This window comes from Undibacterium sp. Di27W, assembly GCF_049340345.1.
GTDB lineage: Bacteria > Pseudomonadota > Gammaproteobacteria > Burkholderiales > Burkholderiaceae_D > Undibacterium.
The window spans coordinates 158,204-183,684 of sequence record NZ_JBMPOS010000010.1 but is presented as its reverse complement, the minus strand read 5'-3'; the positions used below and the strand labels follow the sequence as shown (position 1 = coordinate 183,684).

Here is a 25,481-nt window from a genome sequence, read left to right as displayed (position 1 = left end):
ATGAAATTTGAAGCTTATAAAAAACAAATAGAGCAATGGCCAGACAATGGCAAACACATCATGGCGCAATTTGATGAGGATAGCATTATCGTCTATCAGGCATATTCTGATGCCATCGCCGACTTTGCAGTTAAGCACCAATATTTTGGTGGAGCATTCAGCTATACGCGTATGAGCTGGATCAAGCCAAATTTTTTATGGATGATGTTTCGCTCTGGCTGGGCGCAAAAACCTGGGCAAGAACGTGTACTGGCTATACGCATCCGGCGCAGCTTTTTTGATGAAATTTTAGCGCAGGCTATTCCATCATCTTTTGCAACCTCAGAATTTCTCACACAAGAAGCATGGAAGCAGTCAATAGAAACCTCAGACGTGCGTTTGCAATGGGACCCCGATCATGACCCTGCTGGCAACTGCGTTTCACGGCGTGCCTTGCAATTAGGTTTGCGTGGCGAAATGCTTGCCCGTTATGGAAAAGGAGAAATCCTTGAAATTATGGATGTCACCCCGTTTGTACTACAACAGTATCCACATGCAGATCAGCAAGAGCAATTATTGACACCCAGCGAATCCATATATCGCTCCTGTATTTAATACGCCAGACACCTTTCGCATGCGCGCTGCGCATGCGAATTATGCAAAAATATCGTTTGAATACCATCTCAGCATCCGATTAAATATCCATAGACGACAGCCCTGCACTTACCATCCGTAAGCGTGACTTCGTCGCAATATGGCCGGAGGCAATATGGATGTGTTTACTGAGCATCAACGCGAATTCTCACTGGCAATCGCTATGCAGGGCAGCAGCTATGTGCTGGCTCCCATGAGCTATGTTTTACCTGGCGAACAGCGACCTGTCAGTTATACCTTTGAACCACCGCCAGGCATACCCTGGGAAAACGCCACTTACGATTTGCGTGAAGTAGCGATACATGACGCACGCCAGGCTGAACAAGAACCCGCGCTGGAGCGTGAGGGCTTTGAATTGTGGGATGCGCCTACCTCAGTTAGAAACTTCATGGATCATGAAGAGATCAGGTCTGATTATTATCAGGAAGCGCGTGAACTGGCGCTGGCAGTCACCGGTGGCAGACAGGCCTATGTTTTTGATCACCTCGTCAGGCGGCGTGAACCCAGGCAAACCACTTTATCCTTTGGCAAGCGTGGCGAGAATGGTCTGGCAGCAGCCAATGGTCGCATACATAATGACTACACCGAGCAATCCGGGCAAAAGCGTCTGGGCCTGGTGATAAGGAACATGGAAGTAATGGCCCAGATACGGCGCTATTGCATCATCAATATCTGGCGCCCTACCCATCATACCGTGCTGGATACGCCACTGGCAGTGTGTGATGCGCGTACTGTCCGGCAGTCGCATTTACTGGCTTGCGATGTCAAATATCCTCATCGCACAGGAGAAATTTATCTGTCCAGGTTTTCACCCAGGCATCGCTGGTCTTACTTCCCTGAAATGCAGCCACATGAGGCACTGATTTTCAAACAGTACGATAGCCAGTTCAGTGCCGTCTCGCGCTTTACACCGCATGCTGCATTTGATCATCCACATGCACCGGCTGATGCGCCACCAAGAGAAAGCATAGAGCTGCGCTGCCTGGTGGTATTTTAAAAAGGAGATCAAGATGGATACTTCTATTACCACCATGCCTGTTATTGATTTCTGGTTTGAGTTTGGCAGCAACTACAGTTACCTGAGTGTCATGCGCATAGAGCAGGATGCGGCTAAAGCGGGTGTCAGGGTACGCTGGCAGCCGTTCTTGCTTGGCCCCATCTTCAAGGCTTTTGGCTGGAGCACTTCACCCTTTGTATTGCAAAAATCCAAGGGCGACTATGTCTGGCTGGATATGGAAAGGCAATGTCGCAAGTATGGCCTGCCGTGGAAAAAACCTGGCAATTTTCCGCGTTCCGCCATCTTGCCATTAAGAGTCGCGGTGTTGGCTGCAGAACAAAGCTGGATGGCAGAATATTGCCGTCGCATCATGCAAATGAATTTTGCACATGATCGCGATATTGATAACAAAGAAGTAGTGACTAAAGTATTAAATGATATGGGCTTGCCTGCTGCAGAAATCATTGCGCAGGCGCTCAGCGATGACAACAAACTGAAGCTGCGCACGCAAACTGTGCTGGCCATGAGCAAGGGTATCTTTGGCGCACCAACTTTCTTTGTAGCTGAGCAGATGTTCTGGGGCAATGACAGGCTCGATGATGCACTGCGTTTTTGCAATGAGCTGTTGCAATGACTTATTGACTCATCCTGATGCCTGAGCCCTGGTCTTGCTGGCCTCGCTGAGTAACCAGTCTTTGACTTGCAGTGCATCCACACTGAGTCCGGCATCCGCAACCAGCAGCCAGTATGCAAAGCCATGTTCACCCTGGCTCTTGCCGGGTGTCAGTGCCATCAACCTGCCATCGGCGATGAAGTCCTGTATCAATTCCAGCCGTCCCAGCGCTATGCCCTGGCCAGCAACTGCTGCCTGTATCAATTGGTCATATTGATTGAAATGCAGAATGCCGCGTGCCCTGGCTGCCTGCATATCCTCTTTGCTGAGCCAGTCATGCCAGGATAGCCAGTCTTTTTTTGATTCTTCAAATTCCAGCAGCGGCGATTGCAATGCCAGCTTGCCATTCTTTTTGTATTTCATGCCCAGCGAGGGATGCGCCACGGGAACAATAGTTTCATCGAACAGACGTATCGCATCTGCAGGCACGGACTTGGCATTGGTATAGCGTAGCGCCAGGTCTATGCCATCCTTATTCTGGTCTATGATTTTATTATTGGCTGAAATGCGCACATCAATAGATGGGTGCAGTTTTTGAAATGCATTCAACCTGGGCAATAACCACAAGCCAGTCAAGCCTATGCTGGCACTGATGGTGACTGGCCTGGCTGGTTTGGCCTGCGATTGTGCAAGAATATCACCGGCAATATCCTGCAACTGCTGCAAGGCAGCGTCAGCGCTGCGGAACAGGCGTTCACCTTCTGCGGTGAAAGCAATACTGCGATAGCCGCGTACCAGCAAGGCTATGCCTAGCTGCTGTTCCAATGCCTGTATCTGGCGGCTGACCGCAGACTGACTCAGGCATAACTCATCCGCCGCCAGTGTGATGCTCATGTGGCGGCCTACTGCAACAAAGCCCCTGAGCTGGTCAAGGAAAGCCAGTCTGGAAAGTGATAGTGACTTTCCCATCGTGCATGTCAGTCGTGAATTAAATAAGGATTTAATTGCAGTATATCCTTAAGATCAAGCTGCTGTTGCCACCTTGATGCCAGCTTCCTGTATCGACACAGGCTGCGTCCTGATGAACATGCTTAGCAAGGTAGTCAATACACCACCTGCGATCAGGAAGAGATAGACATAGCGAAATTGCTGCAGATTCTGTACCTGTCCACCCAGTATGGTCACGGTGAAAGCCACTCCCAGGGCAGAACCAAACTGGCGCACTGCCTGGTTGACAGCACTCCCCACACCAAAGCGTTTTGCAGGCAGACGCGCCACTGCTGCACCTGACAGCGATGGCAACACCAGACCTACACCTATGCCACTAAGCAGCATGCCGGGCAACCATACTGTAAGATAATCGGCCGTCAGGCTGGTATTCAGGTAAAACCATAGACCACTCAAGGCATAGATCAGTCCACCTGCTACCAGCAAGGGTTTATGACCAAAGCGCGCGACATAACGGCCTGAGATAATCGCCACTGGCATGACCATCAAAGGCCCCGGAGTAATGCCAAATCCCGCCTTGGTCAGGCCGTAATGCCAGATTGCTGTCATGAATAAAAAGAAGCTCAGGAACATGGCAGTAAACGCTGCACCAAATACCAGGGTGGCAGCATTCACAAAGCGATAATTCCTGTCCTCGAACAAGCTCAAGTCCACCGCCGCATGTGGCTTACCTTTGGCCCAAAAGATAAAGACAAGCAGCAGTGCGACGCCAGCGCTGATGGTGGCAAGAGTCGCGGGTGCCAGCCAGCCCCAGCTGTCGGACTGGACTATGCCCAGTATCAGCAAGCCACTGCCTGCGATCAGCAAGAACACACCTGGCCAGTCAAAGCGGTGGCCGGTTTCCAGGTTGCGCGATTCTGACAGGCTGAGCGCAGCCCTGATCATGGCGATGATGCCTATAGGAACATTGATCAAAAATGCCCATTGCCAGTTGATGCTCTCGATAATGAGCGCACCCACGCTAGGCCCAACCGCCGCCGCCAGTGCAGCAACCGCGCCCCACAGGCTGACGGCGATGGCGCGCTTCTCGATAGGAAAAGCCTGCAATACCAGTGCCAGTGAAGTCGGTGTCAGCAAGGCGGCACCAATAGCTTGCAATACACGGAAAGAGATCAGCATGGCCGTGCTTCCAGCTACGCCGCATAAACCGGATGCCAGGGTAAATATGCCTACGCCGAGTATGAACAGGCGCTTGCGCCCCAGTAAATCTGCCAGACGACCGGCAGGTACCAGTAGCGCGGCATAGACGATGGTGTAGGCATTGAGCACCCAGGACAGCTCACTGGGTCGGACATCCGGGAAGGCATGGCGCAGCGCGGGGAAAACAGCGAAGCCTATGGTGGCATCGAGTGACACCAGAAATACGGCGACACTGGCCAGGGCGAAGGTAGGCCAGGGGCTGAGGTTTTTCATGATTTTTCTCCTGCATCTTCGGTGTCTTGAACTTTTCCAACAATCGCAGCGACGATATTTTTAATAATGAAGCTGACTGCCGCCGCATGAATCTCTGGCGTGCGCAAGATGCGTCTGTGTCCAGTTCCTACGCTTGCCACCAGGCTGGATTGCGGCCAGGCAGCAGCCAGTGCCTGGCTTTCGGAATAGGGCATTTCTTTATCGTCAGGGTCATGCATGATCAGGGCCGGGTGGCGCATACCTCGCTGCAGTTGAGTCAGGTCCATGACTGACAGCGGTGCACCTATGCTGCTTGCCAGCATTTCTTCCAGCTGTATTCTGGCTGCCTCATCCAGACCACCTGCCCTGGCGGCGTGCTGACATACCCGGGTCAGCGAAGCCGGGCCACACAGATGGACACTGGCCTTGACTTGCACACCTTGCGCAAAGGCATACAGGCTGGCGGCTGAACCTACGGAATGGGAGATAGTGGCTGTCAGCGGCCCCAGATGTTTTGCCACAGCGACAACGGCCTTGCCATAGTCAAGCACATTGCTCGTTTCACCTGGCGATGCACCGTGTGCCGGTGCATCCAGCGCGGTCACGCCAAAACCGGCTTGCAGCAAAGGAGCGACAAAACCCGCCATGTGGCTGGCGCGGCTTTCCCAACCGTGCAAAAGCAAGACTTGCGGCCCCTGCCCCCAGGTCCAGGCACGCAATTTCAGATCAGCATAAGGAATACTGACTGGCCGCGCCTTTATCAATGCCTTTTTATCATCCTCAGTTTCTTGCTGCCTGTGCGGCTGGGTAAATGCCTGCAAGATCATGTTCACGATAGGATTTGTTGCTTCCTTGCCAAATGTATTCATGCTGCCCTCAAAATTAGATGACGAATATAATCCATTGGATGTTGATTATCATCTAAAATAGAGATTCATGTCAAACGTGGCTAAAAAATAGTCATAAAAAGAAATCTTAGCTACCAGATTTCAAGGAAAAAATAATGAGAACTACACGCGAACAAGCCGCGCAAACCCGTGAACGCATAGTTAAAACCGCTGCCCGCCTGTACCGTGAACATGGCATCAATGGCATAGGTGTGGCCGACCTGATGAAAGAAGCCGGGCTCACGCATGGCGGTTTTTATAAACACTTTGCGTCCAAGGAAGCGCTGATAGCCGAGGCCTGTGATAATTCACTGTCGAGCACCCGTACAGAATTGCTGCGTAATACTGAACTTGCCAGTGACGAGGAAGCCATCGCCAGTCTGGTGCATACCTATCTGAGTCGGGCGCATAGTGAACATCCAGGCCAGGGTTGTGCGATTGCAGCACTGGGGGCAGAAGCAGCGCGTGGCGAAGCTGCCAGCAAGGAAGTGATGGTGCAGGGAGTAGATAAATTGCTGGCATTGATCACCAGGCAATTACAACGTTCAAAAGTAAAGGACGATGCCACTACCGCCCATGGCGTGTTGTCTACACTGATAGGCGGCTTGCTGTTATCGCGCATGATGAATAGCCCGGAAAAATCCGAAGAAATATTGCGTGATACCAGTGATTTTGTGTTGAAGTCGGTACAGAAATAATAAAGAAATAAAAAAGCCTGCCCCTACTTCAAGGGGCAGGCGGTGCATTAAAACTATTTACTTCACTTGCAAATTTCACTTACGATTATTCGCCAGCCTGCGTACCGCCGCCAGCAAACGGTCTATCTCTTCACAAGTATTGTAGAAAGCAAACGAAGGCCGCACCGTTGCTTCCAGGCCAAAGCGACGCAAGATGGGTTGGGCGCAATGATGGCCGGAACGTACCGCAATTCCTTCTTCATTGAGCGCTTTACCCACTTCTGCCGTTTCATACCCTGCCAGCACAAAAGAAGCGACGCTGGCTTTTTGATGCGCAGTACCGACCAGGCGCACGCCGGGTATGCTCTTCAGACCATGCGTTGCATATTCCAGCAAGGCATGTTCATACAGGGCGATATTTTCCAGGCCTATGCGCTCGACGTAATCTATTGCCGCTCCCAGGCCGACTGCATCGGCGATATTGCCCGTACCCGCCTCAAAACGTGCCGGTGCTGGCTGATAACGGGTATGCTCGAAAGTCACATCCGCTATCATATTGCCACCGCCCTGCCAGGGTGGCAATTGCTCGAGCAAGGCCTTCTTGCCATACACCACACCTATGCCAGTCGGGCCAAATATCTTGTGACCTGAGAAGACATAAAAGTCGGCATCCAGCGCCTGCACATTCACGCGCAGATGTGACACGGCTTGCGCCCCGTCTATCAGCACGCGGGCTCCAGCGGCATGAGCCAGGGCAGTGATCTCATGCACAGGGGCGATAGTACCCAGGGCATTGGACACTTGCGTTACCGCCACCAGGCGGGTCTTGCTGTTCAGGAGCTTGCGGTACTCGTCGAGCAAGACCTGGCCACTGTCATCCACAGGAATGACGCGTATGACAGCGCCCTTTTCAGCCGCCAGTTGTTGCCAGGGCACGATATTGGCATGATGCTCCAGCTCAGAGACGATGATCTCATCACCCGCTCCTATGAACTTCTTGCCAAAGGTTTGCGCAATCAGATTGATACCTTCAGTCGCGCCACGTACGAAGATGATTTCCTGTTCAGAGGCAGCACCAAGAAATTTGGCTACCTTTTTACGTGCAGACTCATAAGCATCGCTGGCACGTGCCGCCAATTCATGAGCCGCTCTATGTATATTTGAATTCTCATGCTCATAGAAATAACTGATACGGTCTATCACAGCCTTTGGCTTGTGCGTGGTAGCCGCATTATCAAACCACACCAGTTGTTTGCCATTGACACGCTCAGCCAGGATAGGAAAATCCCTGCGCACGGCATTGATGTCAAAGGGTGCTGCCAGTGATGGGTTAGCTGCACGCGGTGCCTGATCCCAGTAGTCTTGCTCACCTTGCTGGAAATAATACGCTGGCTGCGTAGCATTGCCACCAGATTGCTGTGCAGGCGCAGAGGCCGGATACAGCTCACCCAGTATGCGTTGCAATTGCTCTTGCCCCGGCACGTTGAAAGCACTGGCCCCAGACTGTTTGCCAGTACCTTGAGCTGCCAAGCTGTCCAGATGATTGTCAGCAATGGGGTAGCCATGCTCTTGCCCGACAAAATAATAGGGCGTGCTGGAACTGGCGCCACCCGCTTGCGGGCGTGATGGTGCAATACTGCTACCACCATTTTGCGGTACGCCACTGGCAGAGACAGAAGGCTGGCTTTGTATCGAGCTGCTATCGTGCAAAGGCGTACGCGCCGAGGTTGGAACTGCTTGTGGTGCTTCAGGCGTATTGCCCTTGCTAAAGCCCGGCAAGAATTGCGCCGCTGCTTGCGCCGCACCTGGCACCAGTGCAAAAAATTCTGATGCCATCTGGTTCAGCGCGGCTTCATCTGGCAAACCTGAATTTGCCGCGCCAGTATTATTTGTAGGTGTCAGGATAGTCATGATATTTACCTATCTCTACGTCATCGAGAACAGCCACTGCATCATCTGTCAGCACTGCCAGCGAGCAGTACAGGGAGATGAGGTAAGAGGCAATCGCATTGCGGTTGATGCCCATGAAGCGCACCGACAAACCAGGGCTTTGTTCACCCGCCAGGCCAGGCTGGAACAAGCCAACCACACCCTGGCGTTTTTCACCAACGCGCAACAGGATGATTTTTGTCTTGCCATCTTCGATAGGCAATTTGTCAGACGGCACCAGTGGCACACCACGCCATGTCAGGAATTGCGAACCAAACAGGCTGACTGTAGGTGGTGGCACACCACGGCGTGTGCACTCACGGCCAAAAGCAGCAATCGCCAATGGGTGGGCGAGGAAGAAGCCTGGCTCTTTCCAGACCTTGGTCAGCAAATCATCGAGGTCATCTGGGGTAGGTGCACCGGTCAGGGTGGAGATGCGCTGATCATCATGCACATTTGCCAGCAGACCATAATCAGGATTATTGATGAGTTCGCTTTCCTGACGTTCCTTGATAGTTTCAACCGTCAGGCGTAATTGTTCCTTGATCTGATCATGCGGGCTGCTGTACAGATCAGAAATACGCGTATGTACATCCAGCACAGTCGCTACCGCATTGAGGAAATACTCGCGCGGCTGTTCGTCATAATCGACAAAGGTTTGCGGCAATTCTGATTCATCGCGCTGAGAGCAGGCTACCCGCACATCCTTGGGATTTTTTACTTTGTTGAGACGGTAGATACCTGCCTCTACCGGCAACCATTGCAGCAAATGCACCAGCCAGCGTGGTGAGATGGTGGATAACTGTGGAACGGTCTTGGTCGCGTTCGCTAACTGCCTGGCGGCATTGTCGCTGAGAGCGAAATTACCTGCAGTTACTTCATTACTTACATCTGTCATTACTCTACTCCATTAGTCAGTATATCGAAAAAATAAACATGAACAGGCGTGCGGGGATAAGCAGCCGTGTTATGTAGTTCACGGCTGTTTATTTGAAGCTCACTTGTTCAAACCAAAGAAACGGGATTTTGCTGTTCGTGCCGCAAGCTGGCCTGGCTGACATGGCTGCCTGCCGCCACATCGCTGGTAACCCAGACATTGCCCCCAACGATGGCACCACGACCTATGGTGACGCGGCCCAGCACCGTGGCACCGGCATAGATCACCACATCATCTTCAACGATGGGGTGACGCGGCAAACCTTTTTGCAGCTTGCCATCATCATCGCTGGGGAAACGTTTTGCCCCCAGCGTAACGGCCTGGTAAATGCGCACGCGCTGGCCGATGACGGCAGTCTCGCCTATCACCACGCCAGTACCATGATCGATGAAAAAGCCTGCACCTATGCTGGCACCAGGGTGGATATCGATACCGGTCTGGCCATGGGCAATCTCGGCAACGATGCGCGCTAGCAGCGGCACACCCAGTTGATACAGTTGATGGGCGATACGGTGATGTATCATCGCCAGTATGCCGGGGTAGCACAGCAAGACTTCATCAACCGTGCGCGCCGCCGGGTCACCCTGATAGGCCGAGATGACATCGCTGTCCAGCAATGAGCGTATGCCGGGCAGCGCGCGCGAAAATTCACGCACTATCGTCAGGGCACGGTCATCAATATGCAGACCTTCTTCTTCGTGATAGCGTGAGGCGTAGCTAAGTTCCAGCCTGACCTGGCTCAGCAGAGAATGCAGGACGGTATCAAGGGTATGGCCCACATAAAAATCTTCACTCTCTTGCCGCAATTCAGGCGGCCCCAGGCGCATAGGGAAAAGTGCACCGCGCAAGTCATTGAGAATTTTTGCCAGTGCATCGCGCGATGGCAATTCACGCCCTCCTGGCTCGGCTGATCTTTGCTGGCGACGCCGCCAGGCATGGCGCACTACTGCCAGCTCGCTGACAACCTGCTCTATGCCGAACAGCGAAGCGCGTATCTCTTTAGTCTGTTGCAATGCTTGTCCCATGATGCTCTGCCTTCTCAAGTCCTTAAGTCCGCAATTACTTCTATTACTTCAATCCTGTACCCAGGGCAGCTTGTGGAAGCGCCAGCCACCGCTATGCCCGCGCTGCTGCACTTCATCCAGGTCCCCTTCAAAGCCCTGTTCTATATTGAAAACATTTGGCAAACCCGCCTTACTGGCGGCTTCGGCTGCCAGTGCAGAGCGCTTGCCGCTGCGACACAGCAGCAGGACCACGGCCTGCTTTTCCTTAAGCTTGCCTTCCAGCTCCTTGACAAAGCGGGGGTTGCGCGTCAAAGCCGTGCCTGTCGCCCAGGCCACATGCAGACTGTCTGGTAAGTGACCGACGAATTTGCGTTCTTCATTACTACGTACATCAACAATCACCGCCAGGCCTTGCTGCAGCAATTCCCAGGCATCCGTCGGGGAAACGCTGCCAGCAAATGGCAAACCAGCGTCTTTGGCGCGCTGGCGAGCAGCAGCCAATGTGAGAGGTTCGGTGAGAGGCCCAGTGAGGGTCTCTATAAGTGGGGAAGCTGTCATACACGTTCTCTGTATTTATGTTTTTCATCACAGAGATTGAATGTACAGAAATTACCTAAGGCAGAAAACGAATAAAAATGAAGTTAATTATCCATTTTTCAAATATGCTGTGATTATCGCCACAATGCAAAACTTGCTGCAGTGCGCAAAACACTGTATTGCTGTCTGTTAGGCGTATTATTATGACTAAGTCACGACAAACTAAAGACAAGCAAGCTTAAAGAACTCCACCACTTTATCGCTACTATGGCTACAGTTAAATCTACTTCGTATCCCAAGCTCGCGACCCTGCTTACACTGGGGGTCAGTGCAGTTGTTCTATGTACAGTTCTGTCAGCCCTGCTACTGGTTGACCATTTCGCTAAAAACTATGCGCAGAAAGAAGCCGAGCAAAGGCTGCAGCAAGTGGCATGGCAAATGCGTGATGCACTCGACCAGGTCATGCAAAAATCGGTCAGCGATGTACAACTGCTGTCACAGCTCAATGAAGTCAGGGATGGTAAAGATCCGGCCGATGTGCGTCGCATTCTTGATCACCTGCAGCACAATTTCTCAGACTATGCCTGGATAGGCCTGGCTGCCCCTGATGGCACAGTGCTAGCATCCACCAAGGGCATGCTGGAAGGACAGGACGTCAGCCAGCGCCCCTGGTTCATCAATGGCAAAAAATCCTTATACGCAGGTGACTACCACCCAGCCCTGCTATTACAAAAGCTGCTGCCGTATAGCATAGATCCCTGGCGCTTTGTGGATGTTTCGATTCCTGTCTATAGTTCAGACGGCAGTCTGCGCGGTGTACTGGGCGTACACCTGAGCTGGAACTGGACACGCAATCTGGTGCAAAACATACTGGCACCAGCCGACAAGCAATATGCAGCAGAAGTCCTGGTGGCGCGTGAAGATGGCACGGTCTTGCTGGGGCCACTGAAAATGGAAGAAACAAAAATAACGGCCAACAGCCTTCAACTTTCTCGCAACGGCAAGAGTGGTGTCACCGAAGAGCTATGGGATGACGGGCAGAAATACCTGACTGCTTATACCATGACAGGGCAGGAGCGTAATTACCCCTCCCTGCAATGGAGCATACTGGTGCGTCAGCCCAAGGATGTTGCCATGGCTGCCTTGCATAATCTGCAGCGCGAAATCATGATATCAGGCGGTATACTGGGATTGGTGCTGGCCTTGCTGGCATCGCTGCTGGCGCGCCGCCTGTCTTCTTCCCTGATCAAGCTCAGTTCTTTCATGGAGCAGCGTACGCAAACCCGTGATGCCAACACGGCAAAGCCCGTCTTCCCTGTCGTCGAGGGCTTCCATGAAGCCCACCTGTTATCCACCACGATAGCCGGGATGCTGGAAAAAGAAGAGCAATACCTGACAAAAATCGAGCATAGCAATCAGGATCTGGAAGCAACGGTCATTGAACGCACACGTGAAATTGAGTTAAAAGCCAGCCAGCTGGAAAATGCCTTGCAAGAACAGCGTAGCGTGCAAAGCCGCTTGCAAGCGATTGCCGATAATCTGCCTTGTATTATCACCTTCATGGACAGGCAGGAACGTTACCTGTTCGTGAATGCTTTCGTAACGACAGAATTCGGCGTAAAACCCCATCACCTGCTGGGCAGGACCATGCGCGAAGTCGTCGGTGACGATTTCTACAAAGCCCATGCACCGCATGTGCAAGCCGTGCTGGCGGGTGAAAGGGTCAGTTTTGAAGGTGAAGGCAATCTCAACAAGCGTGACTACTATTATCAGTCCGTGTACGTGCCTGCCTACAATGATGCGGGTGAAGTCGATGGTTTCTACGCCATGAGTTTTGACATCGCTGACCGCAAGCGCGTAGAAATGATGATGAATGAATTCGTTTCCATGGTCAGCCATGAATTGCGCACGCCATTAACATCGATCAATGGTGCCCTGCGCCTGGTTGCCGCAGGCGTGGCTGGTCAGATTCCCGACAAGGCACAAGAATTGATTACCGTCGCCATGCGTAATGGAGACCGTCTTCTGCATCTCATCAATGACATACTCGACCTTGAAAAAATCGCTTCAGGGAAAATGGAATTCAACTTCCAGCTCAGCCAGATTGGCCCTTTGATGCAGGATGCCATCAATACCAACAAGGCATATGCAGATCAATATGGTGTGACGATGATTTGCCAGGAAAGGTATGCGGACTTGCTGGTGAATGTGGATCGCCAGCGGGTTGCCCAGGTACTTGCCAACTTGCTGTCGAATGCCATCAAGTTCTCACACAAGGAAGGGAAAGTTGAAGTCACTACGGAATTGAATCTGGAAAAGCAAAAATTAAAGGTGATCGTCACCGACCATGGCTGCGGTATACCGACTAATTTTCATAGTAAGATTTTCCAGAAATTCAGCCAGGTTGATGGTTCCAATACCCGCAAGAAAGGCGGCACCGGCCTGGGCTTGAATATCTGCAAAACCATCATGGAAAAAATGGATGGCAGCATAGGCTTTACCTCAACGGTTGACGTCGGCAGCCAGTTCTTTTTTGAATTGCCACTGGCAGAAACCAATAGCTTGCATCCTGCCAGCCTGATTGAAAGCAACTGAGGTAAATTTAAAAGCTATCGCGAAAGTGAGTATGCAGGGTGCGCATGGTGCACCCTGGCAGATGTATACCGCTCTTGTTTTTCCATCGTTTTAACAGGTTTTAGCGGGTCATGCTGTTGCAAAATTAAGACGACAGGAATGTACAACACCGCCGACCGAATTGGCAACAGCTAGTAAGATCAAGCAGCCGCCAATGCCTGTTCCAGATCAGCAATCAAGTCATCGACATGTTCTATGCCTATCGACAAACGCACTGTATCTTCAGTGACGCCGGCTTTCGCCAGTTCATCAGGATTCAATTGCCTGTGTGTGGTGCTAGCCGGATGGCAGGCCAGGGACTTGGCATCGCCGATATTCACCAGGCGAGTGAATAACTGTAAGGCATCCTGGAAGCGGCCGCCAGCTTCACGCCCGCCTTCCAGGCCAAAGGTCAGGATGCCAGAAGGCTTGCCGCCCAGGTATTTCTGCGCCAGCGCATGGTCTTTATGCTCAGGTAAGCCAGCATAATTAACCCATTTCACTTTAGTGTGTTTATCCAGGTAATGGGCAATCTTGATGGTGTTGTCGGTGATCCTGTCCAGGCGCAAGGCCAGGGTTTCTATACCCTGTAGTATCAGAAAGGCATTGAAAGGTGACAAGGCTGCACCAGTATTACGTAGTGGCACGACGCGGGCGCGGCCTATGTAGGCAGCTGCACCCAATGCTTCGGTATATACCACGCCATGATAAGAGACATCAGGCTCGTTCAGGCGCTTGAATCTTTCTTTATGTTCAGCCCAGGGGAATTTGCCAGAATCAACAATGATGCCGCCTATGGAATTACCATGCCCACCCAGGTATTTGGTCAGTGAATGCACCACGATATCGGCACCAAATTCTATGGGGCGCAAGAGATAAGGCGAAGGCACGGTATTATCAACGATCAACGGCACACCATGGCGGTGAGCGACCTTGGCAATCGCTTCGATATCGGTGATATTGCCTAGCGGGTTGCCGATAGATTCAACAAACACCGCCTTGGTTTTGCCGTCAATCAGTTTGGCAAAGGATTCAGGATCACGGTAATCGGCGAAGCGGGTTTCTATGCCGAACTGAGGTAAAGTGTGGGCGAACAGATTATAGGTGCCGCCATATAGGGTAGAGGCAGAGACGATATTGTCACCAGCCTCGGCTATGGTCTGTATCGCATAGGTGATGGCAGCCTGGCCAGAAGCCAGCGCCAGACCGGCAATACCACCTTCCAGCTCGGCCACGCGCTTTTCCAGCACATCATTGGTGGGATTCATGATGCGTGAGTAGATATTACCCTGCACTTTCAAATCAAACAGGTCTGCACCATGCTGGGTATTATCAAAGGCATAGGCAACGGTCTGGTAGATAGGCACGGCCACTGCGCGCGTGGTCGGATCGGGTGTATAGCCACCATGTACGGCAATAGTTTCCAGCTTCATTCCAGACATCCTTTTATGTGATTTGAGCTGCTCAGATCATACAAATGACTTACAAAAATCACAAGGATGGATTTGGAATTTGCTTATCCAGAAAACGCAGATAAACTAACCTCTACCCTGCCTCATTTCTGTGGCACGTCGGGCAGGCTGAGTGCCAGCGCAGCGATCTGGTCCTTGCGCATGAAAACAACACCGGGATGCTGCAAGGCATATTGCAAAAATTCACCCATGACCCTGACACGCGCCGGTGTACCACCTATGCGGTCATGCAGCGACACTGACATCATGCGCCGCTTGTAGCCAGCTTCCATATACAGCTGATCAAACTCATCGCGCAACTCTTGCCCGAAAGCCTGTGCCGTCAGTGGGCCTTCTGCGCCAAAGCGGGCGATATCATTATTGCGCAAGGTATACGGCACAATGGCAAAGGGCTGCTGATTGACGGTAGTAAGCATGGGTTCATCGGCACTGAGGTCGTCGATATGATAGCTAAAACCCAGCGACTGCAAGATGTTCAGGGTATGCACCGTGCCACGCAGCCAGAAGGCATTAAAACCGGTAGGACGCGTGCCTGTGGCTGCAAATATCGCTTCACTATTAGCCACATACGAGGCGCGTTCTTCTGCCTCAGTCATGCTCCAGTGTGGCGTCCAGCTATGGCCATGAGCAGCGGCTTCATGACCACGTTCCACAATCTCACGCGCCAGCGCGGGCCTGTGCAGTACTGCCTGGCCTACCATATGCGAGGTGACCGGCACTTTGAACTTGTCCCATAAATCCAGCATACGGGGGATACCTTCCCGCGCACCGTACTCAAACCATGTGCGCGCTGGCAAATCTGGCAGGCTCTGGTCTTCCATGGCCGGGAAAGGGGAGCCATTCTGATGCTCAGCTTGCGCTCCGGCTTCAAACTGCATGGAAATGGACACTACCATGCGTATGCCATCTGGCCAATACTGGCCCGCTGGCAGGATGATTTTTTCTGACATTTTCTTGCTCCCGTTCTGCTCTACGCTATTCAGTTTTTGATCTCAGTTTTTTACCACGCCCATTTGCTGCAACAAAGTCAGGTTATCTTCCAGATGCCAGTTTTCAGCGATGCGGCCATCGGCGATGCGATAAATATCGGTCGCTATAAAATCCACCTTGCGGCCATCGCCCTGTTGCCCGTGAAAGCTGCCGCTATAGTGGCCAGTGAAATGCAAACGACCTATGACGCGGTCACCGACCACCAGCATTTCTTGTACTTCCAGTTTCAAATGAGGCACAGCTGCGCGAAAGTTTTTTGAGGCAAACAAAGCACCCTCTGGTCCTTGTGGACGGCCAGCAGGCAAATTCCTGTCGATAAAGTTCGCGGCAAGCGCAGTTTGCACATAGTGCGCCTCACCGGTATTCCAGAAAGCATAGTAGCGCCGTGCCGCCAGGGCCATGCTCTGCTGCTGGGCCGCCGGGATAGATGTGTCGACTATGGTGTTCAGCGGCTGCGGCAAGCCATCCTCCGCTTGGGCAGTATGTGCGGCTAAGCCAGTGAGCAAGATGAAGCCCAGGCTGGATAAGAATTTGGTATGCATGGTATTTCCTTTAATAAGTGAATAGTTGTGAGTTGATCAGCAAATTTGTCCTGAACGCTACTGTGCTACCATTCCAAATTATTGAAAATAGACATATTTACGAAAGCATCTATTCCATTATGGAAAAAATGCATGGATTTTCTGATGATAGAACTGGCCGATATGAAGTTGTTTGTGCAGGCGGTACTCAGTGGCAGCCTGTCTGCAGCGGGACGGGAACTGGGCTTTTCCCCAGCTGTAGGGAGCAAGCGCATGAGCCGTCTGGAAGCAGCCCTGGGTGTGCGTCTGTTGCAACGCAGTTCACGCCGCCTGAGCCTGACAGAAGAAGGCGCCCTGTATTTCGAGCGCTGCCAGGCCATCTTGCTGGATGTCACCAATGCCGAGGCTGAACTGGGCTTGGGCCAGGCAGAGGCACGCGGCCTGCTGCGGGTCTCATCTCCGGTGGCCCTGGGCCGGCATTACATAGGCCCGGCACTGGCAAAATTCGCCAGCCGGCATCCGGCCTTGCAGGTACAGCTCTCGCTCAATGATGATGTAGTGGATGTCATAGAATCTGGTTTCGATTGTGTGGTGCGCATAGGGTCTAATGGTGATTCGCGCCTGGTAGCACGCAAACTGGCCGACAATCGCCGCGTGATTTGTGCAGCGCCTGGGTATTTCGCCCACCGGAATCCGCCGCGCATACCAGCCGATTTAAGCCAGCATAGTTGCATACTCATGCAGCCATCCAGTGCCATGCATGCAGACTGGCAATTGCATTCAACTCAAACCGGCGAAAGCCAGACTGTAAGAGTGCAAGGCAACTGGCTAACCAATAATGGTGAACAGGCCCACGACTGGGCCTGCGCTGGCCTGGGCCTGGTCAGACGCTCGATCTGGGATGTGGCACCGGCACTGGCCGATGGCAGCCTGGTGGAAGTGCTGTCCGACTGGAGTGGCGACAGTGCGCCCATAAGAGTCATGTATGCTTCACGCCGTTATTTGCCTTTACGCACCCGTTTATTCATCGATATGCTGGTAGAAGTGTTTGGCAGTCCATCTTAGTACCACGTCAGCAAATATCTGTTTGCGCTTACAAACTCAGCCTTGTGCATCATTGCCATTCAATTCTGCATAGCGCCGGAAACCATCGCGTACTGCATCCAGTAAATCCTGGTCTTCCCATGGCTTGGTCAGGAATTTATAAATTTCCCCACGATTGATAGCATCAGTCAGGCTATCCAGACCCGTGTAGCCAGACAAGACCATGCGTATCGTTTTGGGATGCAGCTTGCGGGCACGGGCCAATAATTCTGTTCCTGTCATGCCTGGCATTCTCTGGTCAGTCAAGATCACGCCCACAGGGTGCAAAGCCAGCAATGCCAATGCTTCTTCAGCGCTGCTGGCCACCAGGATATGATAATTTTCTCGGCGGAATAAACGTGACAACGACGATAAAATACTCGCTTCGTCATCCACCAGCAAAAGCGCCAGGCGTCCTTCTTCTTCCTGGATTTCTTGCGCAATATAGCTGGCCAGAAAATTCGTCATCGCCTCTGCAGAGAGCGGCTTGCTGATCAGATAGCCTTGCATGACATCGCATTGCAGAGCCCGCAGATAACGTGCCTGCCCTATGGTTTCCACCCCTTCGGCAATCACCTCCAGCCCCAGACTATGGCCCATGGCGATGATGGCCTTGACGATGGATGCATTACCGCTATTGCTCGTCATGTCACGCACAAAAGCCATGTCAACCTTGAGTTTATGTACTTCCAGTTGTTGCAGGTAGGCGAGCGAAGAATAACCCGTGCCAAAATCATCGATCGACAAACGCACTCCCAGCGCTTTTAAATCTGCCAGGGATTTGAAAGCCCGCTCCTGGTCCAGCATGATGCTGCTCTCGGTAATTTCCAGTTCCAGTTGATCTGCCGCGATCCCGGTTTCTTGCAGGGAGGCTTGCACGATTTCCAGCAAATTACCGCGACTCAACTGCAGTGCAGAGACATTCACAGCAACCTGGCGCAAACTAAACCCCTGGTCTGACCATTGCCTGATTTGCTGGCAAGCCTTGCGCAAGACCCAGGTACCCAATTGCAAGATAAAACCACTCTCTTCAGCCAGTGAAATAAAATTATTCGGCGGTATCAGGCCACGCACAGGATGCTGCCAGCGCACCAGTGCTTCCAGCCCCACAATCTGACCACTGATCAAATCCACTTGAGGTTGATAATGCAGGCGCAATTCGTCGCGTTCTATGCTGCGGCGCAAGTCTGCCTCCAGAGTCAGGCGCTCTTTGGCGCGACGGCTCATATCGGACGAAAAAAAGCGCAAGATACCACGCCCCTGCATTTTGGCCTGATGCAGGGCAGCATCGGCATTGCTTTGCAGGGACTCGGTATCATTACCGTCATTGGGATACAAGGCAATACCTATGCTGGCACCGACATACACGCTATGGCCACCGAGTTCGAAAGGCCTGGCCATTTCCTCTATCACGCGTTGCGCCAGCAGGTCCACCCAGGGCATGCCATCGCCAGGATGCAGGATGATATTGAATTCATCACCGCTGATGCGGGCAATCGCATCTATATCAGGAAGTAATATCTTCAAACGCCGGGCTGCTTCTATCAATAATTGGTCACCCAGGCTATGCCCCAGGCTTTCATTGATGGTTTTAAAATTATCGAGATCTATGTAGAGCAAGGCAAACTGTGCTTGCTCACGTTCAGCCGATTGCAAGGCATGATGCAATAATTCATGAAACAGAGCACGGTTGGGCAAGCCCGTGAGCGGATCACGATTGATAAAGAAATCCAGTTTTTCTTCGGCATGGTGACGCTGGGAGATATCGCGGTGCGAACCGCGCAAACCCAGGTATTTACCGCTGGCATCGTACACTGTCTTGCATACATGCTCTATCCAGCGCTCGGTTCCATCCTTGGCTTTTATGCGAAAAATAAGGGCGGCACCATGCGTATCACCTGAGTGCGGCCCATGCAATTTCCAGGCATTCAGATCATCCGGATGTATGATTTTTTCTATCAGGCTGGCATCTGCAAAAAATTCTTCCGGTGTATAACCAGAATCTTCCAGACAGGCTGGAGATACATACAGATAGCTGCCATCGGGCGCCATCCAGTATTCCCAGTTGGGCGAATAATCAGCCAGGATGCGGTATTTTTCTTCACTCTTGATCAGCAAGGCCGTGCGTTGCGCCACTAGTTGCTCAAGAAAATGCCTGAGTCTGGCCAGCTCCAGATGGATGCGCACGCGCGCATGTACCTCATCTATGTCAAAGGGCTTGGTGATATAGTCTGCGCCACCAACATCAAAGCCTTTCAGTTTTTGCTGGGTGGTATCGAAGATGGTGACGAAGATGACAGGAATACGATTACCGGCAGGTGTGGCCTTGATGCGCCGGCAAACTTCATACCCATCCATGCCCGGCATCATGATATCGAGTAAAACCAGATCTGGCGGCGTTGCACCAGCCACCATTTCAATTGCCTTGGCACCTGAATTGGCCACAGTGATGCGATAGCTGGCTTTCAATGCCTCCAGCAATTCATGGATATTTTCAGGCACATCATCCACCACCAGCAATGTAGGCGGGTGTGCCGGATCAGCGTGGCGGGCAATATCAAAATTGATGGGATAGCGGCGATAGCGCTGCAATTCCAGTTGTATGCGCACGCGCAGTAGCAGAAGGTCTGGATTGACAGGCTTGGTAATGTAATCTGCCACCCCCAGTGTCAGGCCGCGTGCCTCGTCACCGGCATCAGAAATGGCCGTCACAAAAATGACAGGGATATCCGCCGTGGCTGGATTGGCCTTCAAATGCACCAGCACAGAATAACCATCCATGCCCGGCATTTTTATATCCAGCAAGATCAAATCAGGATGGGGCAAACGCTGTGCCAGTTCCAGGGCTTTTTCACCAGTACTGGCGGCAATGATGGCATATTCATCACGCAGCATGCTCATCAAGCCATGCAGATTTTCTATCACGTCATCGACGATGAGTATGCGCTGGCGGCTATTGGCGATGTCGGTCATGATACTGTCACTCACTTGGTGGACTGAGGCGTTTTTTCAGGTCAGTGAGCAAAGAGAGCGCAGCATCAATATCAAACACATCAGCGCTGGCCGCAATAGCAGCCATGTCCGCTTGCAGATATGTGCCACTGACTCCGGCCTGCAACTCACTCAGTACAGACTCAACACTACCCAGATCATACTCCAGTGCCTCGCCTAGTTGTTGCAATAACAAATTGATATGTGCACCATCCAGTATCCCTGGAGTCGGGGCAGCGGCAACTTCCGCTTCGCTATCCAGTCTGTCAATGTCGGCAAACAAGTCTTGCGCCAAAATCTGCAACTCATCCAGTTCAGCCTGAGCAGGCACCTGTCCCAGTTTAAGCATGCCATCAATATTGGCTATTTTTTTGTGCAATGCGATGGCAGCAACATTGCCTGTTACCCCTTTCAGCATATGACAATACTCTTCCGCCTGCTGCACATTTTGTTGTTCCAGCAAATTTTGCAAATGAGCCGCCATGTCCGCATAATTCACTCTGAAGCGGCGCAACTGCTTGAGATAGGCAGAAGTCTTTCCACCGATGCGACGCACACCTTCGCGCGCATCCAGGCTGCGTATGGCCAGCAGTTCTGGCGGGATTTCAAGTGTCTGCCGCAGAGCGACTTGCATACCTACCCTGCGGCCTGGAATATGTATCCACCTGGCTAATACTGCTATCAGTTTGTCTGGCATGATAGGCTTGGTAACATGATCATTCATACCTGCAGCCAATGTCTTTTTTGCATCCTGTGCCATTGCCAGGGCAGTCGTCGCGATAATAGGCATTTTTGCGAAGCGTGCACTGCCATCGGCATTCATCAGTGCACGGATACGCCGCGTTGCTTCCAGGCCATCCATGACAGGCATCTGTATATCCATCAGCACAGCGTCATAGTCGCGTCTTTGCACTTGCTCAATGGCATCCAGGCCATTGACGGCCTGGTCCACATCTATCCCTTCACTGCGTAGTAACTCGGTGACAAATTCGCGGTTAATGTCATTGTCTTCCACCAGTAAAATGCTGGCACCTGCCAGTTGACCGCTGACAGCCAGGTCGGGCGTAGTCATGCGCAAGCTGTCGCCAGGCCTCAGAATACGAGCCCGGCCAAGTACCGTCAATATGACATCCAGGAGCGTAGAAGGTGATACCGGTTTGATGAGAAAACCATCCACGCCAGCCAGCTCAGCAAGTTGTATGACATCCTCACGGCCATAGGCGGTCACCATGACGATCTTGGGGGGGGATTTGATGGCGGTATCGAGATGTATGCGCTTGCTCACCTCATCGCCATTCATGCCCGGCATGCGCCAGTCTATCAAGGCCAGGTCATAGGCTTTGTCGCCAGCATTTCTGAGCATGTCCAGCGCACTGCCACCATCTTCTGCGGTACTGACATCGACATGAAAATAACTCAGCATCTCTGTCAGGATTTCACGCGATACCTGGTTGTCATCGACGACCAGGATGCGCACATCATCCAGCAGCCGGCCAGTTTGCTCTATCAGACTATTGGCAGCGGGTTGCGCCGTGGCCGCTATTTTCAATTGCACGGTAAAGCAAACAGTAGTGCCCTTGCCTGGCTGGGTATCTTCTATCCAGATCTGTCCACCCATCAATTCAACCAGGTTTTTGCAGATTGCCAGACCCAGCCCGGTCCCTCCAAAACGGCGCGTAGTTGACTGATCGGCCTGGGTGAATTTGGTAAACAAACCACCCCTGATATCTTCAGCGATACCGATGCCAGAATCACGCACATGCACACGCAGCATGACATCCGTCTCTGTCAAAGACAGGCACTGAAAACCCAGTTCCACCTCACCATGTTCCGTGAATTTGACAGCATTGCCACACAGATTCAACAAGACTTGCCCCAGCCGCAGAGGATCACCTATCAGTACAGGGGGAATGGCAACATCATAACGAATCAAAAATTCCAGCCCCTTATGTTCAGTCTGATAGCTGATGGCATCGCTAAGCTGCTCCAGCACCGCCTCCAGCGCAAACTCAATTTGTTCCATCTCCAGCTTGCCAGCGGCTATTTTTGAAAAATCCAGTATGTCATTGATGATACCCAGTAGTGAACGGGCAGCTCCTTGTGCCTTGCTGAGGTAATTGCGTTGTGTGGGATTCAATTCCCCTTTAAGGGCAAGATAAAGCATGCCTAATACGGCATTCATGGGGGTGCGAATTTCATGGCTCATATTTGCCAGAAACTGTCCTTTGGCAAGATTGGCTGACTCAGCCTGTTCCTTGGCTGTTTGCAATTCCTGGGTACGCTCAGTAACTATCTTTTCCAGATTACGATTGAGTTCATCGAGCTCCTGCATGGATAAAAATAATTGCTGACGGCCTTCATTGAAAGCCTTGACCAATTCCCCAAGTTCATCACGATACGGATAGGTAATATCTTCCATGGGCATATCGCTGGAACGAAAACGCCAGTTAGCGACTGCGGTGGCGACCTTGGTCACGGAATTGGATAAACGATAGCGTATGGTCCATAAAAAAATCAACCACAAGGCGCTAGTGACAATGATGGAATTCAACAGCACGATCAGAAAACCGTACTTGACACGATCCCAGATGACGTCATGACTGGAATACATCTTTAACTGACCAAGCAAACGACTGTCACCACGCGGGGTATGATAAAAAAGAGGAATGACAGTACGTTTAAACTGTCTGGAAAAAAGTCCTGTTGACTGCTGTGTTGATGGTGGCACACTCCCCATTTCCAGCAGCATTTCCCCAGTAACATTTTCTACCTGTACACCGGTAACGATGGCATTTTGACCGGCACTTTGTACGATGCTATCGAGTTGTGGGTGATCCAGTTCCCATACTGCATTGCTCACATGCGGCGCTATCGTTTTCCCCAGGGAAGCCAGATCACTATCAATGTCACGGCTGACGCTGACATACTGGATCAGCAATTGTGCGGCCGTCATACTGATGGCAATCAACAGATACCATGGCAACATGGTGTACAGCAAGCGTCGGGAAAGCGTCTGTGCCAGGAACATCAATTTTCCTTCAAGAGTTTGCACTGCACTGAGTGGACTGTCACTTGGAAACAGAGTGCAACAGAGTACCTTTCGCTTGCGCGACGAGCATGCTTGTGAACCTGGCCTTGCCCTGATCGTCGGGCAGGCATCTTTCATTTATGTTTCAAAGGTACACTTTACTCACGCCACCACCAGCGGGTATCCGGTTCCACCGTGCCTGCTGGCAGGACTGGATTACTGAGTCTGATCAACTGGCGCTTCTCGCTTGCCAATTTCTTTATATCTTTTGCATGATAGGTTTCGAATAACTGACGAAATGAGCCATCAGCCAAAGCCAGCATCAATCCGCGCTCTATTCTTGATGCGAGTAGTTGATGGTCTTTGCGCACCCAAAAATAAACCGGATAGGGAAAATACAGTGCCTTGCTTTTTTCTACTATCAACTGTGGGAATTGATTTTTGTGCTTTTCTATCTCCAGAGCAGCCTCATTCAAGCCACGCGTAAATGCATCAAAGCGTCCCGCCGCCAACATGCCAAACAGGTTTTCATAGTTGGTCGACGTCACTACAGTAAATCCATTGGCACGTAAAATTGGCAAATCAGCCCATTGGCTATTCAATCCAAAAGTCAGCTGTTGACGTAGTGCCTGTTCAGTCATCAGAGCAATGCTGGCCTGATCTGATTTACGGATCACCAGTAAGCGATAACCAATAATGCCACGCAAGATGTCGATTTTGATGGGCAACATCTGCGCCTCGCGCTCGCCATTGGTACCCAGGGCAATGACATCAATCGCCCCCGACTGCAATAAAGAGATGCCGCGATTCTGGGTTACTTCTTCAGCAAAGGGCTCCAGTTTGCTATCCCCTGCCTCAGACTGGGTATGAGCGAGTGCCAGTTCAAGCAATTTCCAGCGATATCCATAGATAGGGCCAACCGGGAAATATTTCAGACTAGTCTGGCCTGCCACGGCGTCAGGGCAAAGCAGGAAACAAATACAGCTTGCCAATATGATCTGTAAAAAGACCAAGCCAGTCTTGCTTAGAGACGCGTGCCACAGACACAGACGTTCAAGCTGTTCCGGGGATTTATCTACAACAGCGAACATGGGCATCCCACTTTCATACTGTTTCTATCCTGGCTTACCGATACTGCATCAGCACCGTCCAAGAACCTGTTGCCGATCTTAAGCGCGAGTGTGATCGGTGGCTCATGCGCGACTCTTCTCCCCGCTAACGCTCGCTACAGATCATAAACACGTACTAAGTGCAGTATTCCCCAATTGTGCCAATATCACAAGAGCAACTTTCATTTTTTGCCAGTTTCATGAAAGATAAGTCGACAAGTTCGTTTTACAAATGAACAATGTTACTTTTGTTAAAACATGCATGCTCTTTCGGTCAACACCGTCTATGCTTGAGGTGTTGAACTCTCATCACAAGATGTAAGGCCCTATCATGCAAAGACGGACGCTCTTGAAACTTGCCAGCTTGCCTGGCCTGGTTTGTTTACCCGCTTTGGCACAGCAAAGCAAGGTCTTGCAAATTTCTACTTTGATAGAAAAAGATCCTGCTACCAGCGTAGCCGAAAAAATCATGGAGGCGGCGTATCGCAAACTGGGCATGAGTTTTAATATTCATTACTTGCCTGGTGAGCGCTCCCTGCGTAGTGCCAATAATGGCGAAATGGATGCAGAGCTGTACAGAAAGCTGGGCATGGAAAGGGATTATCCCAATCTGATTATCGTGCCAGTGCCCTTGCTGACTTATGAAATTGTTATTTTTACCTATGGCACCAATTTCGTCGTCACCGGCTGGGAGAGTTTGCGCCCTTACACCATCGGTTTTGTCAAAGGCATCAAGATTATCGAGCAAAATACCCTGGGCATGAAACTGGAAGCCGCACCTACGATGCGCCAGGCTTTTCAAAAAATGCTGCTGGGACGCTCAGACATCGTCGTAGCAAATCGTATCTCAGGCCTGGCTACCTTGAATGAATTAAAGCAAAGCGATATCACTGTACTCATGCCACCATTGGCGACCTTTCCTGTCTTTCATTATGTCAACAAAAAGCATGAAGCCATGGTCCCGGCACTGACTGCTGTTTTACAGAAAATGCAAAAAGATAAGACCATAGAAAATATACAAAATACTGTCCTGGCTGAGTGGCAGCGCAGCGAGTAAACC

20 protein-coding genes are annotated in these 25,481 nt (G+C 51.5%); 7 read left to right on the top strand and 13 right to left on the bottom strand.

Annotation, left to right across the window (positions count from 1 at the left end; all coding sequences use genetic code 11):
* The 3 genes from ACO0LF_RS20190 (at window position 1) to ACO0LF_RS20180 (ending at window position 2,264) form a co-directional block, all read left to right on the top strand.
* On the top strand, window positions 1–594 hold the full coding sequence (locus tag ACO0LF_RS20190) for a DUF4291 domain-containing protein (RefSeq protein ID WP_423017257.1): 594 nt from the start codon (window positions 1–3) through the stop codon (window positions 592–594).
* A 154-nt stretch (window positions 595–748) separates the two neighbouring features.
* Window positions 749–1,630, top strand: a complete 882-nt coding sequence (locus tag ACO0LF_RS20185; RefSeq protein WP_423017255.1) for a CmcJ/NvfI family oxidoreductase — start codon at window positions 749–751, stop codon at window positions 1,628–1,630.
* 13 nt (window positions 1,631–1,643) lie between these two features.
* Entirely contained in the window at window positions 1,644–2,264 is a 621-nt protein-coding gene (locus ACO0LF_RS20180) for a 2-hydroxychromene-2-carboxylate isomerase (protein ID WP_423017253.1), read from the top strand.
* A gap of 9 nt (window positions 2,265–2,273) precedes the next feature.
* On the opposite strand, the gene ACO0LF_RS20175 is transcribed toward ACO0LF_RS20180, so the two are convergent.
* From ACO0LF_RS20175 to ACO0LF_RS20165, 3 genes are read right to left on the bottom strand one after another with little or no spacing between them, the layout of a single operon-like run.
* Window positions 2,274–3,212: a LysR substrate-binding domain-containing protein gene (locus ACO0LF_RS20175; protein ID WP_423017251.1), complete on the bottom strand. Its 939-nt coding sequence runs from the start codon at window positions 3,210–3,212 to the stop codon at window positions 2,274–2,276.
* Between the two features lie 54 nt (window positions 3,213–3,266).
* Window positions 3,267–4,664, bottom strand: coding sequence for an MFS transporter (locus ACO0LF_RS20170; RefSeq protein ID WP_423017249.1), 1,398 nt, complete (start codon window positions 4,662–4,664; stop codon window positions 3,267–3,269).
* Window positions 4,661–5,512 (bottom strand): alpha/beta fold hydrolase, encoded by an 852-nt coding sequence (locus ACO0LF_RS20165; RefSeq protein ID WP_423017247.1) that lies wholly within the window; start codon window positions 5,510–5,512, stop codon window positions 4,661–4,663. The genes ACO0LF_RS20170 and ACO0LF_RS20165 overlap by 4 nt, the downstream gene beginning before the upstream one ends.
* A gap of 134 nt (window positions 5,513–5,646) precedes the next feature.
* Between ACO0LF_RS20165 and ACO0LF_RS20160 the strand changes: the two genes are divergently transcribed.
* Complete coding sequence (locus ACO0LF_RS20160; RefSeq protein WP_423017245.1) at window positions 5,647–6,228, top strand: TetR/AcrR family transcriptional regulator; 582 nt, start codon at window positions 5,647–5,649, stop codon at window positions 6,226–6,228.
* A 75-nt stretch (window positions 6,229–6,303) separates the two neighbouring features.
* Here ACO0LF_RS20160 and ACO0LF_RS20155 read toward each other — a convergent pair whose 3' ends face one another.
* The 4 genes from ACO0LF_RS20155 to ACO0LF_RS20140 all read right to left on the bottom strand — a co-directional run bounded on the left by ACO0LF_RS20155 (window position 6,304) and on the right by ACO0LF_RS20140 (window position 10,635).
* Window positions 6,304–8,118, bottom strand: coding sequence for a family 2A encapsulin nanocompartment cargo protein cysteine desulfurase (locus tag ACO0LF_RS20155; protein ID WP_423017243.1), 1,815 nt, complete (start codon window positions 8,116–8,118; stop codon window positions 6,304–6,306).
* Window positions 8,093–9,034 carry a family 2A encapsulin nanocompartment shell protein gene (locus ACO0LF_RS20150; RefSeq protein ID WP_422949117.1) on the bottom strand — a complete coding sequence of 314 codons (942 nt, stop codon included), beginning with the start codon at window positions 9,032–9,034 and terminating at the stop codon, window positions 8,093–8,095. Before ACO0LF_RS20150 ends, ACO0LF_RS20155 begins: the two co-directional genes overlap by 26 nt.
* Before the next feature lie 107 nt (window positions 9,035–9,141).
* Entirely contained in the window at window positions 9,142–10,098 is a 957-nt protein-coding gene (epsC, locus tag ACO0LF_RS20145) for a serine O-acetyltransferase EpsC (protein ID WP_423005480.1), read from the bottom strand.
* 48 nt (window positions 10,099–10,146) lie between these two features.
* Entirely contained in the window at window positions 10,147–10,635 is a 489-nt protein-coding gene (locus tag ACO0LF_RS20140) for a rhodanese-like domain-containing protein (protein WP_423017240.1), read from the bottom strand.
* A 246-nt stretch (window positions 10,636–10,881) separates the two neighbouring features.
* Between ACO0LF_RS20140 and ACO0LF_RS20135 the strand changes: the two genes are divergently transcribed.
* Window positions 10,882–13,209, top strand: coding sequence for an ATP-binding protein (locus ACO0LF_RS20135; protein ID WP_423017238.1), 2,328 nt, complete (start codon window positions 10,882–10,884; stop codon window positions 13,207–13,209).
* A 179-nt stretch (window positions 13,210–13,388) separates the two neighbouring features.
* Here ACO0LF_RS20135 and ACO0LF_RS20130 read toward each other — a convergent pair whose 3' ends face one another.
* From ACO0LF_RS20130 to ACO0LF_RS20120, 3 genes are all read right to left on the bottom strand, one after another.
* The gene (locus tag ACO0LF_RS20130) at window positions 13,389–14,660 is read right to left on the bottom strand and encodes an O-acetylhomoserine aminocarboxypropyltransferase/cysteine synthase family protein (protein ID WP_423017236.1); all 1,272 of its coding nucleotides are present in this window, start codon (window positions 14,658–14,660) and stop codon (window positions 13,389–13,391) included.
* A gap of 122 nt (window positions 14,661–14,782) precedes the next feature.
* On the bottom strand, window positions 14,783–15,649 hold the full coding sequence (locus tag ACO0LF_RS20125; protein ID WP_423017234.1) for a polysaccharide deacetylase family protein: 867 nt from the start codon (window positions 15,647–15,649) through the stop codon (window positions 14,783–14,785).
* A gap of 42 nt (window positions 15,650–15,691) precedes the next feature.
* On the bottom strand, window positions 15,692–16,231 hold the full coding sequence (locus tag ACO0LF_RS20120; RefSeq protein WP_423017232.1) for an ester cyclase: 540 nt from the start codon (window positions 16,229–16,231) through the stop codon (window positions 15,692–15,694).
* Between the two features lie 132 nt (window positions 16,232–16,363).
* Between ACO0LF_RS20120 and ACO0LF_RS20115 the strand changes: the two genes are divergently transcribed.
* Entirely contained in the window at window positions 16,364–17,275 is a 912-nt protein-coding gene (locus ACO0LF_RS20115) for a LysR family transcriptional regulator (protein WP_423017230.1), read from the top strand.
* A 36-nt stretch (window positions 17,276–17,311) separates the two neighbouring features.
* Here the strand turns inward: ACO0LF_RS20115 and ACO0LF_RS20110 are convergent, their stop codons facing one another.
* The 3 genes from ACO0LF_RS20110 to ACO0LF_RS20100 form a co-directional block, all read right to left on the bottom strand.
* Window positions 17,312–20,266 (bottom strand): EAL domain-containing protein, encoded by a 2,955-nt coding sequence (locus ACO0LF_RS20110; protein ID WP_423017228.1) that lies wholly within the window; start codon window positions 20,264–20,266, stop codon window positions 17,312–17,314.
* 7 nt (window positions 20,267–20,273) lie between these two features.
* Window positions 20,274–23,312, bottom strand: coding sequence for a response regulator (locus tag ACO0LF_RS20105; RefSeq protein ID WP_423017226.1), 3,039 nt, complete (start codon window positions 23,310–23,312; stop codon window positions 20,274–20,276).
* Window positions 23,313–23,470: 158 nt separating this feature from the next.
* A complete protein-coding gene (locus ACO0LF_RS20100) occupies window positions 23,471–24,403 on the bottom strand; it encodes a substrate-binding periplasmic protein (protein ID WP_423017224.1) in 933 nt (310 codons plus the stop codon).
* A gap of 349 nt (window positions 24,404–24,752) precedes the next feature.
* Between ACO0LF_RS20100 and ACO0LF_RS20095 the strand changes: the two genes are divergently transcribed.
* Complete coding sequence (locus ACO0LF_RS20095) at window positions 24,753–25,478, top strand: substrate-binding periplasmic protein (RefSeq protein ID WP_423017222.1); 726 nt, start codon at window positions 24,753–24,755, stop codon at window positions 25,476–25,478.
* Window positions 25,479–25,481 lie beyond the last annotated feature (3 nt).

Coding starts and splice junctions, on each gene's coding strand:
- ACO0LF_RS20165 (WP_423017247.1), bottom strand. CDS start 5,512: ATGAATACATTTGGCAAGGAAGCAACAAATCCTATCGTGAACATGATC.
- ACO0LF_RS20130 (WP_423017236.1), bottom strand. CDS start 14,660: ATGAAGCTGGAAACTATTGCCGTACATGGTGGCTATACACCCGATCCG.
- ACO0LF_RS20170 (WP_423017249.1), bottom strand. CDS start 4,664: ATGAAAAACCTCAGCCCCTGGCCTACCTTCGCCCTGGCCAGTGTCGCC.
- ACO0LF_RS20180 (WP_423017253.1), top strand. CDS start 1,644: ATGGATACTTCTATTACCACCATGCCTGTTATTGATTTCTGGTTTGAG.
- ACO0LF_RS20125 (WP_423017234.1), bottom strand. CDS start 15,649: ATGTCAGAAAAAATCATCCTGCCAGCGGGCCAGTATTGGCCAGATGGC.
- ACO0LF_RS20185 (WP_423017255.1), top strand. CDS start 749: ATGGATGTGTTTACTGAGCATCAACGCGAATTCTCACTGGCAATCGCT.
- epsC (WP_423005480.1), bottom strand. CDS start 10,098: ATGGGACAAGCATTGCAACAGACTAAAGAGATACGCGCTTCGCTGTTC.
- ACO0LF_RS20120 (WP_423017232.1), bottom strand. CDS start 16,231: ATGCATACCAAATTCTTATCCAGCCTGGGCTTCATCTTGCTCACTGGC.
- ACO0LF_RS20110 (WP_423017228.1), bottom strand. CDS start 20,266: ATGACCGACATCGCCAATAGCCGCCAGCGCATACTCATCGTCGATGAC.
- ACO0LF_RS20105 (WP_423017226.1), bottom strand. CDS start 23,312: ATGTTCCTGGCACAGACGCTTTCCCGACGCTTGCTGTACACCATGTTG.
- ACO0LF_RS20150 (WP_422949117.1), bottom strand. CDS start 9,034: ATGACAGATGTAAGTAATGAAGTAACTGCAGGTAATTTCGCTCTCAGC.
- ACO0LF_RS20175 (WP_423017251.1), bottom strand. CDS start 3,212: ATGGGAAAGTCACTATCACTTTCCAGACTGGCTTTCCTTGACCAGCTC.
- ACO0LF_RS20140 (WP_423017240.1), bottom strand. CDS start 10,635: ATGACAGCTTCCCCACTTATAGAGACCCTCACTGGGCCTCTCACCGAA.
- ACO0LF_RS20160 (WP_423017245.1), top strand. CDS start 5,647: ATGAGAACTACACGCGAACAAGCCGCGCAAACCCGTGAACGCATAGTT.
- ACO0LF_RS20190 (WP_423017257.1), top strand. CDS start 1: ATGAAATTTGAAGCTTATAAAAAACAAATAGAGCAATGGCCAGACAAT.
- ACO0LF_RS20115 (WP_423017230.1), top strand. CDS start 16,364: ATGGATTTTCTGATGATAGAACTGGCCGATATGAAGTTGTTTGTGCAG.
- ACO0LF_RS20135 (WP_423017238.1), top strand. CDS start 10,882: ATGGCTACAGTTAAATCTACTTCGTATCCCAAGCTCGCGACCCTGCTT.
- ACO0LF_RS20155 (WP_423017243.1), bottom strand. CDS start 8,118: ATGACTATCCTGACACCTACAAATAATACTGGCGCGGCAAATTCAGGT.
- ACO0LF_RS20100 (WP_423017224.1), bottom strand. CDS start 24,403: ATGTTCGCTGTTGTAGATAAATCCCCGGAACAGCTTGAACGTCTGTGT.
- ACO0LF_RS20095 (WP_423017222.1), top strand. CDS start 24,753: ATGCAAAGACGGACGCTCTTGAAACTTGCCAGCTTGCCTGGCCTGGTT.